Raw genomic sequence first — 13,064 nt, forward strand, 5'->3', positions numbered from 1 at the left:
TTTTGTTTTAGGTTAGATTTTATTGCCCAGAACGGATGATGTAATCAAACGCAGAGAGTGATGCTTTAGCGCCTTCACCTGTAGCAATAATGATTTGTTTGTAAGGTACAGTTGTACAGTCACCTGCAGCGAATACACCTTTCACATTGGTTTCATTGCGGTCGTTGACAATAATCTCGCCACGATTAGTTAACTCAACTTCACTTTCTTTCAAGAAGTGAGCCTGTAAATTATTTTGTGTAAGTTCCATTTTTTATAAATGATCTTTTAATCGATCATCGAACTGAATCGTAAACCAATTCATTGCTAAACGCCAATTTTGAATTGGCATCGTCCATTTCTTCGCAGCATTTGATGTTGCTAAGTAAATGACCTTCTTTACTGAGTCATCAGATGAAAAGATTTTCCTTTTCTTCGTTGAATGGCGTATTACGCTATTCAACGACTCAATCGCATTTGTTGTATAAATTGCATGACGTATTTCGGCTGGATAGCTAAAGATCGTTCGGATATTTTCCCAATTGGCCCGCCAGGATTCTCCAATTTTGGGATACTGGTGATTCCATTGATCACAGAAGATGTCTAGGGATTTTAAAGCATTTTCCTCTGTACTTGCCTGATAAATCGCTTTCAGACCCGACGTAACAGCTTTGTAGTCTTTCCAGCTTACAAATCTCAGGCTATTGCGTACAACATGCACGATACACAGTTGAATATCAGTATGAGGGTAAACAGAGGCTATCGCGTCAGGGAAGCCTTTTAATCCATCTACACAGGCAACAAGAATGTCCTGTACTCCTCGATTTTTTAGCTCTGTCATGACTGACAGCCAGAATTTGGCACCTTCTGTCTGAGCAATCCACATACCCAGTAATTCTTTTTGCCCATCCATATTGATGCCTAAAGCAAGGTATACGGACTTGTTAATCACATTGGAGTGCTGACGGACTTTGACAACAATACAGTCAAGATAGACAACAGGATAAAGGCTATCTAAGGCTCTATTTTGCCACTCAGTCACTTGCTCAATCACAGCATCGGTAACTTTGCTGATGAGAGATGCTGACACATCGGCATCGTACATTTCTTTGAAGAAGGCTACAATTTCCCTATTAGTCATTCCTTTTGCATACAGTGAGAGGATTTGGTCATCCATACTGGTGATGCGTGTTTGGTGCTTTTTGATAATTTGTGGCTCAAATGAACCTTCTCGATCACGGGGAATATCTAAAGCCAGTTGTCCATCTTGAGTTGTAATGGTTTTAGAACTAAACCCATTACGGCTATTTGAGCCTTTCTTGGGCTGATGCTTTTCATAACCGAGATGGTCTGAAAGTTCAGTATTGAGTGCAGTTTCAATCATGAATTTTTTAAAGACTGCTGTCATTTGGTTTAAGTCTTCTGGTGTTTTTAGACCTTTAGCCAATTCGGCAGCCATACTTTTGATTGTTGCTTCATCCATGTGAAGTACCTTTTGTAATTATCCTCTGAAGGATAAATGAAAATTAAGTACTTACACAAAATTTAGAACAGTCCCCAAGAAGTCAGTGTTTGGTAATAAACCAATCTGTACAAAGATTCCTGCAAGCTCGACCACATGCTCTTCATCAGTCGCACGGTCTTTATATTTAAGACCGGTTACTTGTGAACCATCACCCAATACTTCGGTGCTTAACGCATTCATAATTACTGTGGTGTTTGGCAAGCTGTTTAACTTGTTTTGCAAGACTTGGTCTGCACGAAGTTTAGTATCAAACTCAACCAGAGTTACATGCTCAACAATACCTGCAAGGTCAATTGCCGCTTCCACACCTGAGTTACCACCACCAATCACTGCAACACGTTTACCTTTGAACAATGGACCATCACAGTGTGGGCAGTACGCTACACCACGGGTACGGTATTCAGCTTCACCCGGTACATTCATTTCTCTCCAACGTGCACCTGTAGAAAGGATCACAGTTTTCGATTCAAGTTTTGCACCGTTTTCAAGTTCAACTTCAACCAGACCATTTGCTGTTTGGTTTGCACCAGTGATTTTGCTGACACGTTGCAGGTTCATGATATCAACATCGTATTCACGAACGTGTGCTTCCATCTCGGCTGCAAACTTAGGACCTTGAGTCTTTTGCACAGAAGTGAAGTTTTCAATGTCCATGGTATCCATGACCTGACCACCAAAGCGTTCAGCTACAATACCGGTGTTAATACCTTTACGTGCTGCATAGATGGCTGCTGTTGCACCTGCAGGTCCACCGCCAATCACCAATACATCAAACGCATCTTTGGCATTAAGTGCTGCTGCATCTTTTTCCGCCGAGTTGGTGTCAAGCTTTGCCACGATCTCTTCAAGCGTCATACGACCTTGACCAATGTGTTCATTGTCCTGGAATACCATTGGCACAGCCATGATTTTGCGTTGTTCCACTTCGTCTTGGAAGAAAGCACCATCAATCATGGTTGCCGTAGTGTTCGGGTTATAAATGGCAATCAGGTTAAGCGCCTGTACCACGTCCGGACAGTTATGACAGCTAAGTGATACGAATACATCAAAGTTAGCTTTGAGGTTTAAACCTTTAATCTGGTTAAGCACTTCATTTGACACTTTAGGTGCATAGCCAGACACTTGTAACAGAGCCAAGATCAAAGATGTAAACTCATGTCCCATTGGTAAGCCTGCAAAGAACACACGAGGCTGTTCACCTGCTTTAGCCACACCAAAGCTTGGACGACGTGTATTGTTACCGTCAAAACGGGCTGTTACCTTGTCAGAAAGCTCAGCGATTTCAGTTACTAATTCTTTAATTTGGGCAGCTTTATCTGATTCATCCAAAGCAGCAACTAATTCGATTGGACTTTCTAAACGTTCTAGGTAAGCTTTTAATTGAGTTTTAATGTTTTGATCTAACATCTGTTTTTACTCCAATGCATCCAAATTCTTTCAATAGATGCATAGTACGTGAAAACAATGAATAGGTAAAACAGTATGTTTTTATGTATTTGATCGGTTTTTTAGATTTTATTATTACTTACTTCAAATCAAAAAAAGCCAACCTGAACTTATCCCAGCGCAGATCGGCAAACTGGTCAACTAGAGCAACACGACACCAAATACAGCCCCAGCAATCAAAACATGCAAGGGATGAACTTTTTTAATTAAAGATAATAAAGTCGCAATGACTACCATAATGATAAGTAAAGTATTTATTGCTGCCGCCTCAGAAATAATCCAAGCACTGGCAAGCACAGTCCCCACAGTAACAGGTTGTAAAGCAAGCTGTAAAACACGGCGCCATTTTTTGTCTTTGAACTTAGACCAGCCTCTCATTACAAATACAGTAATAAGAGATGACGGTAAAAATTTAGCGGTAGAAGCTACAAGTAAACCTGACAATCCCGCTACGTGCCACCCTACCAACGGTACAATCATCATGTTTGGCCCAGGAGCTGCTTGAGCCATAGCAAACAATGCACTAAATTCTTGTGCCGTCATCCAATGATGAATGTCGACTACTTGGCGTTGCATTTCAGGTAAAATTGTATTCCCGCCACCAAATGCAATGAGAGACAACTGAGTAAAAATGATCGCTAAAGCAAGTAGAACTGCGCCCATTACACACGTCTCCAAATAATAGATGAATAAAGTGCCAATAAAATCAACATAGTCAAAAGTAAGGGAACTTTTAGAAAAGCAATACTGACAATTGCAGCTACGACAACACACATCGCTATTGGATTACGTAATAAAGGCTTAATCATTTTCAATCCAGTTGCAACCAAAAGCCCAGCTGCTGCTGCCCCTAAACCTTCGAAAAGATGCTTAACCATCAAGTTATCTTGGAACTGTTCATAAACATAATGTAAAAGTACAACAATTACGGTAGGTGCAAGAATCAAACCAATAAGTGAGCTCACTGCTCCACGGACACCGCGAAACTCCATACCAATCGCAACAGATAAATTAATAATATTGCCGCCCGGTAAAAATTGGCACAAACCAAGTAACTCGGTGAACTTTTCAGGACTTAGCCATTGCCTTTGCTCTACAATAACTTTGCGGGCTAAAGGCAAAACACCACCAAATCCCATTAAACCTAATGTTAAAAAACCTAAAAATAACTCTGTGCAGGTAGGTACACTCTCCTTCTGCACGGCAATCTCAACATGGTTCATTTTCGTTACTTTTCACTTTATCTGACCAAGATAGAATGATACTTTTGTGGTATATCTACAAATGCTTTTATTTTCGTTAACCATACCCTAAAGGTATTTCTATGCTCGATTTACATAAGCTTCATGCCTTTGTTGTAGTGGTTGAAGAAAGAAACATTACGCATGCAGCAAACCGATTGTTTATCCAACAGCCGCCTCTAACGCGTTTACTCAAAAAACTTGAAGAAGAACTCGGTACACAGTTACTTATTCGTCAACCGCGCGGGATTGAACCGACAGAAGCAGGTTTAGCACTATTTAAAGAAGCACAACTTTTATTAGAGCATGCTCGTCATATTACCAAATTGGTCCAAGACGTTAGCCAAGGTAAAACTGGACAGCTTAATATTGGTTTTACAAGTTCCGCAGGTTTACATCCGCTCATTTCACTTGTATTACGTTCGTATCGGGAAATGTACCCTGCTGTACAAACTAAACTTGAAGAAGCAGGTAGTCAAAAGCAACTGGACTGGTTAATTTCAGAAAAACTTGATATTGCTTTTTTAAGAGCGCCGATTAGCCGAGATATTGGTTTGAAGCATCTTCATATATTAGATGAACCCATGGTGGTGGCCCTACCTATCGGTCATCCGCTTACACAGAAGAAAAAAATTAGTTTAAGTAACTTGTCAGAGGAAAATTTTGTTTTATACCGTCGCTCTTCAGGGCAAGGCTTATATGACAATATTTTATATAGCTGCTATCAAGCAGGATTTAGTCCACGCATTATTCAAGAAGCTCCGCGCCCTACTGCGACGCTCAATTTAGTGGCTGCTGGTATTGGAATTAGTATTGTACCCGCATCAATGCATAACTTTTGGGACCATGAAATCGTCTATCGCGAGTTTGATGATTCGATAAAACTAAATGCGCCTATTTACTTGATTACTAGAGAAAATAAAAACTCAGCTAAAGTTTCAAACTTCATTGAACTCATGCAAAAACTTTTACCGACAATGACCTAAGTTTAAAAGCCAGACAATAAAAAGTGCCTATATAAAGGCACTTTTTTAGCGATCTTTAGAAAATAGTTCAAATAAATTTTGCGATTTTTTAAGAGTAATACTTTTTCTTTAACCAAAGCGAAACCGAAACCAGTGAGATCAACACTGGTACTTCAACCAATGGCCCGATCACTGTAGTAAAAGCAACTGGTGATGCCAAACCAAAAGTTGCAATGGCTACGGCTAAAGCCAACTCAAAGTTGTTTCCCGCTGCGGTAAATGAAATAGCAGTGGTACGTGGGTAGTTATTCCCCATCCGTTTACTCATAAAGAAACTGATAAAGAACATTACGACAAAGTAAATCGTCAGTGGAATCGCAATACGTAATACATCTAAAGGTAAACTCACTACATCTCCACCTTTTAGACTAAACATCGCCACAATGGTAAAAAGTAATGCGATTAAACTTAATGGACTAATTTTTGGTAAAAATTTGGTTTGATACCACTCCAAGCCTTTTAATTTAACTAAAATCAAACGAGTTATGAATCCCATTAAAAATGGAATACCCAAATACACTAAAACAGCATGGGTAATGGTCCAGAAATTGACATCAATCACTTGCCCTGCCACACCAAAATACGGTGGTAAAAAGGTTAAGAAAAGCCATGCGTAGCTACTAAAGAATAAGATTTGGAAAATACTGTTAAAGGCAACCAAAGCTGCAACATATTGGTTATCACCGCACGCTAAGCCATTCCAGACCAATACCATTGCAATACAACGTGCTAAGCCAATTAAAATAAGACCTGTCATATACTCTGGATAGTTATGCAAAAAAACAATTGCAAGAATAAACATTAAAACTGGAGCAATAATCCAATTTTGTACCAATGATAAAGTTAAGGTCTTTTTATCTTTAAATACTTCCGGCAAAGCTGCATAGTCCACTTTTGCCAATGGCGGATACATCATTAAGATCAAACCAATCGCAATTGGAATATTAACGTTATCTACACTTAACTTATTTAAAGACACAGATGCCTGAGGAAAGAAAACTCCAATAGCTAAACCTAAAGCCATTGCAATAAAAATCCACAGCGTCAGGTTTCGATCTAAAAAGGAAAGCCCTTGTTTGGTCATGTTTTACTCGAAGAAAGAATTGATTAATTTTGCTCAATACACACAAATGACTAATACATTTATGCTAAGAAAATCCGAATTTTTAAGACAAAAATCTAGAAAGATTAATCACAGCACGTTGTAGTGATAGAAGGCTGATCTTGTTGTTTTACCCTTGTCTCAATCTCGTCATTTTCTATCACCTTTAAAATATCTAAAGCCCATATAGGTAAATCAGGATTTAAGCTGTAATAAACCCACTGTCCTTTTCTTTCATCCAGTAATACGCCATGAGTTCTTAGTAAGGCTAAGTGTCGAGAAATTTTCGGTTGGCTCAACTCAAGCTGCTCTGTTAGCTCACAAACACAAATATTTTGTTTGTTTAGAACTAATTTAAAAATGTTTAACCGAGTTTGGTCAGATAGACATTTAAAGAAATCGACTTGGTTGATCATATCTTCAACAGAGTATATTCGATATTGCAAATATACGGATATCCATATATAAATGCAATAACTTAATTTGAAGATCAATTTATCATGAGCGATCAATTGAAAATCTATCATAACCCTGCTTGTGGAACTTCACGAAATACATTGGCGCTTATTCGTCATGCCGGGTTTGAGCCTATTGTTATTGAATATTTACAAACACCTCCAAGTAAAGATGAACTAATCCAACTCATTCAAGATTCAAACTTAACTGTACGGGAAGCCATTCGTAAAAATGTTGATCCCTATAAAGAATTAGAGTTAGAACAAGACCATTGGACCGATGAACAGTTAATTGACTTTATGGTGCAGTATCCAATTTTAATTAATCGTCCATTTGTGGTTACATCAAAAGGTACACGACTTTGCCGCCCTTCTGAGGTTGTATTGGATATTTTAGATTCAAAAAGCTTAGGCTATTTTGCAAAAGAAGATGGTGAAGTGATTATTGATGAGCAAGGTCATCGTATAAAGTAATTGAAGACACTTACCAATATAAAAAGCTAAATGGCATGGCACCATTTAGCTTTTTATAAATGAAACGGATTAAAAATAGGATTTAATAAAAGGAAGCAGCTGCTCTCCTATTACCATGCCCAATAAACCAACTAATGCAACAAGAGGTGGAGCTGGTGACTTCACATTTAAAACATAATATAAGACACCAACAAGCAACCCTACAGCCAAAGATAATAAGTACATTTTCATGGTACATACCTTAGAAAACCAAGCCATTTAAAGCGGCAGGTTCCCATACTGTTTTATTTAAAATGCAAAACACGAGCACCCTAGTGCGCCCCAGAAAGACTTTTTGTCTTTATTGTTTACAGGAACATCAAGCATCCAAGCGTGGCTGTGTCCATGCATGCCACAGCTGCTAGCACATGCACACAATGCACTTTGTGACTGTAGTGACTCATTGGAAGGCGCATTACGGTTTTCAGATAAACGCCACTGACCACCAAAGCGTTTTACCGGCGACCATGTTGGAGATGCTGGTGGTAACGGCGGATCATCTTGCTTAAACTCTGCCGCTGCGTACACCACTTTTCCGCCCAAAACAGTGAGTACAGACTCAATCCACTGAATATCTTCTGCTTCAACTTTAAAGTAGTCATCGGACAGAACAACCAAGTCAGCAAGTTCTCCTGCTGTGAGTGAACCTTTGATATCTTTTTCACCCGAAAACCATGCCGAACCTTTAGTCCAGAGTTTTAGGGCTGTTTGACGGTCTAATAGATTTTTTTCATCATAGAGCGGTAAGCCACCCACTGTTTTACCTGTAGTCAGCCAATACAAACACACCCAAGGGTTATAAGACGCAACACGAGTCGCATCTGTCCCGGCACCCACAGGAACACCGAGTTCTAACATTTTTTTAACTGGTGGCGTTGCCTGAGCGGCTTCGGCACCATAACGTCTTACGAAAATTTCACCTTGATATGCCATACGGTGTTGAATGGCAATACCGCCACCCAACGCACCAATACGCTCGATATTGCGCTCAGATACAGTTTCGGCATGGTCAATAATAAATCGGGTCGCAAATGGCTGTTTAGCATTTACTCGCTCAAATACATTGAGTAACCGACTAATGCTTTCATCATAGGTTGCATGAATACGGAATGGCCATTTCTTTTCAGCCAAGTGCTCTACAATGGCTTCGAGTTCACCTTCCATTTTTTCTGGTAAATCTGGACGTGGCTCATAAAAATCTTCAAAGTCACCCGCAGACCACGTCAAATTCTCACCGGCTCCATTCATTCTAAATAGTTCATCACCATCGCCCGGAAATGTCATTTCTGTCCAGCGGCGATAATCATCAAGCTCTTGGCCTGCCTTCTGAGCAAATAGGTTATAAGCAATACGTACGGTCATTTGATTTTGGTCGTGTAATTGCTTAATCACATCATAATCTTCAGGGTAGTTTTGACCGCCACCGCCCGCATCAATTGCAGAAGTAATGCCTAATCGGTTCAGCTCACGCATGAAATGACGCGTTGAATTGACTTGATCTTCAACTGGCAATTTCGGTGCTTTACCTAAGGTTGAATACAAAATCATAGCGGATGGCGTTGCGAGCAACAGTCCTGTTGGCTCACCTTTTTCATCTCTTACAATCTTGCCACCCGGCGGGTCTGGCGTGTCTTTGTTAAAGCCTAATACATCAAGCGCAGCTCGGTTGAGCATTGCACTGGCATATAGATGTAAAACGAATACAGGAGTATCTGGCGCAGCTTTATTAATTTCTTCTAAAGTCGGTAAACGCTTTTCGGCAAACTGGAATTCAGTCCATCCACCTACTACACGAACCCATTGTGGAGCTGGAGTATTGTCTGCTTGTTCTTTGAGTAAGCGTAATGCATCTGCAACGGATGGCACACCTTCCCAGCGCAGCTCCATATTGTAATTGAGACCACCGCGAATAATATGCAAATGACTGTCATTTAGCCCCGGTATAACACGACGACCATTTAGGTCTACAACTTTACTTGTTGGTGTTACGAGCTTCATGATCTCATCATTTGTACCCGTGCGGAGAATTTTACCATCTGCAATCGCAATTGCTTGTACTTCGGGGTTCTGAGGATCTAGTGTTGTGATTTTACCGTTTTTGAGTATGAGGTTTATTTCGGTCATTCTGAACTCCATTCTTGTGAATTATTGTTTTAAAAAATAAAGGTATAGCAACAAATATATTTCATTATTCTTTTTTGATTTTACACGACGGAGTCTGACCGTTTTACATCCAATAAGAGGAGTTAATTCTGTTACTTTTCTTTCGGGAAAAGTAACCAAAACCTGAGCTGCCATTAAGGCAGCGCAAGATCTGCAAAACTCGTTCAATTACAATCTTTTTCAGATTTTGTCCTGCCTCGAACAGTTGCAGATGGCTTTTCCGCTTATCCAATATAGTCAAAAATCGAATAAATCAACTTAAATATCGAAATACCCTTAACTCAACTATTTCTTATTTTGCAGGAACTGGTGCAAGTACTTCGTGTTTTGAAGTTGTACGTTCAGGTGCCTTATGTACCATGGTATAAGCATAGTCCACACCCATACCGTAAGCCCCTGAATGTTCGCGTACAATTGCCATGACTGCATCATAAGTATCGCGATTTGCCCAATCACGTTGCCACTCAAGTAATACTTGTTGCCAAGTTACTGGAACAACACCTGCTTGAATCATACGTTGCATGGCATAGTCATGTGCTTCTTTCGATGTACCACCAGAGGCATCTGCGACCATATAAATTTCATAATCACCTTCAAGCATGGCACCAAAAGCAAAGGTGTTATTGCACACTTCAGTCCACAAACCTGAAACGATTACTTTTTTACGATTATTTTTTGCAAGTGAATCACGTACTTTTTGGTCATCCCATGAATTCATTGAAGTACGTTCTAGTAATGGAGCATCTGGAAATACGTCTAAAAGTTCTGGATAGGTATGACCAGAGAAGCTTTCAGTTTCAACCGTGGTAATAGTGACAGGAATATTGAATGTTTTAGCTGCTTTTGCTAACCCGACCGTATTATTTTTTAATACTTGGCGATCTATTGACTGTACCCCAAAAGCCATTTGTGGCTGATGATCAATAAAAATAACCTGACAATTCGTTGCTGATAGTTGTTCTAAAAGTGATTTATTCATGGGTAAACTCCATTATTCCTTAATTGAGGCTTTTAAAACTGCCTTCTGCTTATTATCAAAACAGATAAAAATGTAAAAACATAGACAGCAAATCAGCTCGAATCTGTATGCTGTACGAATACAATCAAAACAATGATTGCTTTTTAATTTTTATAGTTTAATCATTGATATATATTTTTTACCTTTCGCTTATCCATGGATCGATTAGACTGTATTTCCACTTTTGTAAGTGTCGTAGAACATGGGAATTTTAGTAGCGCAGCCAGAGCACTCGACATCTCTCGTGACTTAGTGGCCAAACGTGTTTGCTACCTTGAAAATGACCTTAGAACTACACTATTAACCAGAACAACAAGACAGATGAACCTGACCTCTTGTGGGGAAAAATTTTATCAACATAGCAAAGTCATTTTAAGTGAGTTTGAATGGGCTGCATATGAAATTAGCTACAATCAGCAGTACCCTGAAGGCGAACTCAAGCTTAATACACCAATGTCTTTTAGCAATATTTTTCTTCAACATATTATTTCAGACTTTATAGAGAAATATCCCAGCATTAAAATTGATTTATTCATGACTGATCAGCTATTAGACACGAATAATAATAAATTTGATTTAACAATCCGTGTTGATGGTTCTCCTCCAAATTTGGCAAATAGTAAAATTTTGAATACCTATCAACGATATTTATATGCAACGCCTGAGTATTTTAATCAGCATGGATTACCAGGCTCATTAGAAGAACTTAAAGAACATAAGTTTCTGATTTACTATCAAGATAGCCGACATAAAAAATTGATTTTTCAAAAAGATCACAAAGAAGTGTCTTTTAATTGCTTCCCTGTGATGACCTGTAATAATGGTGAATTATTATTAGATATGTGTCTAAAGAATCACGGTATTGTTTTTCTTCCAGAGTTTATTGCAGAGCCTTACTACAAAGAAGGTAAATTACAGAAGTGTTTAGAGGATTACACTAGTCAGCCACTTCACTTATATGTGACATGGCCAAACCGTAAGATTTTATCGAAGAAAGTAAAACTATTTATTGATTTTTTAACACGTCAAATCATTCCCATAAAATAACCAATCTGGGCCTTTTCCATAGGAATTGGCCCATGATTTTTAGTTAGTTTGAGGCATTTCAATCTTCTTATTTTTAAATAAATTTAATAAATTTTGCTCTGCAGACACTGTGCTGTTTTCTTCAATAAATGTAGTTGCGTAGTGTTCTAAATGCTCTTCCATCAATTGAGTTGCGCGCTTTTCATCGCCTTGTTCAATGGCTTCTAAAATTGCACGGTGTTCATCTGCCGAACAGTTATTATGTTTTGGAATCTCATACAATCCAATTAATAACGAAGTTCTCGCAATAAGCGTCTGCAAATAACTGGACATGATCGAATTTTGATTAGCTTCAATCAGCTTTAAATGAAATTGACCTGATAGCTTAATCCACTCAGCCCAATTTCCAGCTAAACGCTCTTTAGACTCTTGATCGACCAAGCCTCGAAGCTCACTAAAATCTAAGTGATGAGACTTTTGAGCCAGCTTTTTTACAGTGGCAATTTCAAGCATGCTGCGCGCTTCAAAGACCTCTTTTGTTTCATGAGCACTATGTTTTGCGATGAGTGCCCCACGATTGGGCTGAATTTCAATAACCTTATCATGGGCAAGTTTGACAAAAACACGTCTTAACACGCCTCGTGTTACACCGAAAGCTTCACATAAAGGTGCTTCAACTAAACGTGCACCAGGGGCAAGTTGTCGATTTAAAATAGCATCTACAATAGCGTTATATATATGGTCATCAATTTCATCATTGCTCATTTCTACGGCTTTTTTTGGTGCACTCGATGACATTGATTTCTCCATTTTTATTAACGTCTCCTCTTTTTAGAACTTTATCTATTTTGAATAGTGTAAGTTTAACTTAAGCATTTGGAAATATTTCTCTAACTTTCACAATATCTATACTGAGCTGAATAATTCAATATTAGATCTCTAAATATCTACTTATACACCTAAATTTATTTACTTTTTATAAAAAATTAAGCACGTCTCAGTTTATAAATTTGTCTATTCATATCCCGAAATCGTATCAAGCTAAATCACTCATCAATACTACATCTCAAGTTTGGCATAACTTTTGCTCAATGAATTGTGCACAATCTAAATAAAACATTGTGCACAATTTTAATTTCATTCTTTTAGTCAGTATTTCAAGCTGCTGAAGAACGTGCCCGCCCAACATAGGGAAGTGAGTGTTCAAGATGAATAATACCGAAGCAATAATTAAACCTTCTTATGATGCAAAGCGGCTTTGTTGCATAAACATTCAAAAGCTGAGTTCTCCCCAATCCATTCAAATTTAAGACACAACTTGGGTGCGAGGTCTACCTAATTCCGTAAATCTATTCAGAACTGCCACACGCGCATGAATTTCATTGACCTGACTTTGAAAATGTCTTGCCGTCAGCCTATCACCTAATAATTTGATGCAATGCATCTTGGTTTCCACCAAACTACGACGGTGATAACCCGACCATTTTTTCCATAGGGTTCTGCCTAAATGTTTAACCGTTTGAAGTAACTCATTTCGTTCTATTGAACTTATTTTAGAATCTTTCCAGGGC

Annotated in this window: 12 protein-coding genes and 3 pseudogenes; 3 read left to right on the top strand and 12 right to left on the bottom strand. The window is 38.7% G+C overall.

Annotated features, from left to right (window positions below; translation table 11 throughout):
• Window positions 1-19: 19 nt before the first annotated feature.
• From J671_RS17030 to J671_RS17050, 5 genes and pseudogenes are all read right to left on the bottom strand, one after another.
• A pseudogene (locus J671_RS17030) lies at window positions 20-217 on the bottom strand (FAD-dependent oxidoreductase); the annotation flags it as partial.
• 36 nt (window positions 218-253) lie between these two features.
• Window positions 254-1,462, bottom strand: a complete 1,209-nt coding sequence (locus J671_RS17035; RefSeq protein WP_000343018.1) for an IS256-like element ISAba26 family transposase — start codon at window positions 1,460-1,462, stop codon at window positions 254-256.
• Between the two features lie 75 nt (window positions 1,463-1,537).
• A pseudogene (ahpF, locus tag J671_RS17040) lies at window positions 1,538-2,911 on the bottom strand (alkyl hydroperoxide reductase subunit F); the annotation flags it as partial.
• A gap of 180 nt (window positions 2,912-3,091) precedes the next feature.
• Window positions 3,092-3,613 carry a chromate transporter gene (locus J671_RS17045; protein ID WP_004702206.1) on the bottom strand — a complete coding sequence of 174 codons (522 nt, stop codon included), beginning with the start codon at window positions 3,611-3,613 and terminating at the stop codon, window positions 3,092-3,094.
• Entirely contained in the window at window positions 3,613-4,173 is a 561-nt protein-coding gene (locus J671_RS17050) for a chromate transporter (RefSeq protein WP_004709256.1), read from the bottom strand. The genes J671_RS17045 and J671_RS17050 overlap by 1 nt, the downstream gene beginning before the upstream one ends.
• A gap of 101 nt (window positions 4,174-4,274) precedes the next feature.
• Here J671_RS17050 and J671_RS17055 point away from each other — a divergent pair, with 101 nt between their 5' ends.
• On the top strand, window positions 4,275-5,177 hold the full coding sequence (locus J671_RS17055) for a LysR family transcriptional regulator (RefSeq protein ID WP_004887596.1): 903 nt from the start codon (window positions 4,275-4,277) through the stop codon (window positions 5,175-5,177).
• Between the two features lie 88 nt (window positions 5,178-5,265).
• On the opposite strand, the gene arsB is transcribed toward J671_RS17055, so the two are convergent.
• Together arsB and J671_RS17065 are read right to left on the bottom strand one after the other, a co-directional pair.
• On the bottom strand, window positions 5,266-6,300 hold the full coding sequence (gene arsB, locus J671_RS17060; RefSeq protein ID WP_004887597.1) for an ACR3 family arsenite efflux transporter: 1,035 nt from the start codon (window positions 6,298-6,300) through the stop codon (window positions 5,266-5,268).
• Window positions 6,301-6,404: 104 nt separating this feature from the next.
• The gene (locus J671_RS17065) at window positions 6,405-6,734 is read right to left on the bottom strand and encodes an ArsR/SmtB family transcription factor (RefSeq protein ID WP_006580988.1); all 330 of its coding nucleotides are present in this window, start codon (window positions 6,732-6,734) and stop codon (window positions 6,405-6,407) included.
• Between the two features lie 84 nt (window positions 6,735-6,818).
• Between J671_RS17065 and arsC the strand changes: the two genes are divergently transcribed.
• On the top strand, window positions 6,819-7,247 hold the full coding sequence (gene arsC, locus J671_RS17070; RefSeq protein ID WP_004887599.1) for an arsenate reductase (glutaredoxin): 429 nt from the start codon (window positions 6,819-6,821) through the stop codon (window positions 7,245-7,247).
• Between the two features lie 69 nt (window positions 7,248-7,316).
• Here the strand turns inward: arsC and J671_RS25210 are convergent, their stop codons facing one another.
• The 3 genes from J671_RS25210 to J671_RS17085 form a co-directional block, all read right to left on the bottom strand.
• Window positions 7,317-7,478: a DUF1427 family protein gene (locus J671_RS25210; protein ID WP_000784879.1), complete on the bottom strand. Its 162-nt coding sequence runs from the start codon at window positions 7,476-7,478 to the stop codon at window positions 7,317-7,319.
• Between the two features lie 57 nt (window positions 7,479-7,535).
• Window positions 7,536-9,410, bottom strand: a complete 1,875-nt coding sequence (locus J671_RS17080) for an amidohydrolase (protein ID WP_004887600.1) — start codon at window positions 9,408-9,410, stop codon at window positions 7,536-7,538.
• A gap of 331 nt (window positions 9,411-9,741) precedes the next feature.
• The gene (locus J671_RS17085) at window positions 9,742-10,428 is read right to left on the bottom strand and encodes a hydrolase (protein ID WP_004887601.1); all 687 of its coding nucleotides are present in this window, start codon (window positions 10,426-10,428) and stop codon (window positions 9,742-9,744) included.
• A 195-nt stretch (window positions 10,429-10,623) separates the two neighbouring features.
• Here J671_RS17085 and J671_RS17090 point away from each other — a divergent pair, with 195 nt between their 5' ends.
• Complete coding sequence (locus tag J671_RS17090; RefSeq protein ID WP_004887602.1) at window positions 10,624-11,514, top strand: LysR family transcriptional regulator; 891 nt, start codon at window positions 10,624-10,626, stop codon at window positions 11,512-11,514.
• A 39-nt stretch (window positions 11,515-11,553) separates the two neighbouring features.
• On the opposite strand, the gene J671_RS17095 is transcribed toward J671_RS17090, so the two are convergent.
• Window positions 11,554-12,303 (bottom strand): GntR family transcriptional regulator, encoded by a 750-nt coding sequence (locus J671_RS17095; RefSeq protein WP_006580986.1) that lies wholly within the window; start codon window positions 12,301-12,303, stop codon window positions 11,554-11,556.
• A gap of 496 nt (window positions 12,304-12,799) precedes the next feature.
• A pseudogene (locus J671_RS25215) lies at window positions 12,800-13,064 on the bottom strand (IS5/IS1182 family transposase); the annotation flags it as partial.

It is taken from the genome of Acinetobacter sp. 1130196 (assembly GCF_000588095.1).
Classification (GTDB): Bacteria; Pseudomonadota; Gammaproteobacteria; order Pseudomonadales; family Moraxellaceae; genus Acinetobacter; species Acinetobacter nosocomialis.

Bases quoted from the DNA above. Each gene is read 5' to 3' on its own strand.
- J671_RS17035 (WP_000343018.1), bottom strand. From the start codon at position 1,462: ATGGATGAAGCAACAATCAAAAGTATGGCTGCCGAATTGGCTAAAGGT.
- J671_RS17045 (WP_004702206.1), bottom strand. From the start codon at position 3,613: ATGGGCGCAGTTCTACTTGCTTTAGCGATCATTTTTACTCAGTTGTCT.
- J671_RS17050 (WP_004709256.1), bottom strand. From the start codon at position 4,173: ATGAACCATGTTGAGATTGCCGTGCAGAAGGAGAGTGTACCTACCTGC.
- J671_RS17055 (WP_004887596.1), top strand. From the start codon at position 4,275: ATGCTCGATTTACATAAGCTTCATGCCTTTGTTGTAGTGGTTGAAGAA.
- arsB (WP_004887597.1), bottom strand. From the start codon at position 6,300: ATGACCAAACAAGGGCTTTCCTTTTTAGATCGAAACCTGACGCTGTGG.
- J671_RS17065 (WP_006580988.1), bottom strand. From the start codon at position 6,734: ATGATCAACCAAGTCGATTTCTTTAAATGTCTATCTGACCAAACTCGG.
- arsC (WP_004887599.1), top strand. From the start codon at position 6,819: ATGAGCGATCAATTGAAAATCTATCATAACCCTGCTTGTGGAACTTCA.
- J671_RS25210 (WP_000784879.1), bottom strand. From the start codon at position 7,478: ATGAAAATGTACTTATTATCTTTGGCTGTAGGGTTGCTTGTTGGTGTC.
- J671_RS17080 (WP_004887600.1), bottom strand. From the start codon at position 9,410: ATGACCGAAATAAACCTCATACTCAAAAACGGTAAAATCACAACACTA.
- J671_RS17085 (WP_004887601.1), bottom strand. From the start codon at position 10,428: ATGAATAAATCACTTTTAGAACAACTATCAGCAACGAATTGTCAGGTT.
- J671_RS17090 (WP_004887602.1), top strand. From the start codon at position 10,624: ATGGATCGATTAGACTGTATTTCCACTTTTGTAAGTGTCGTAGAACAT.
- J671_RS17095 (WP_006580986.1), bottom strand. From the start codon at position 12,303: ATGGAGAAATCAATGTCATCGAGTGCACCAAAAAAAGCCGTAGAAATG.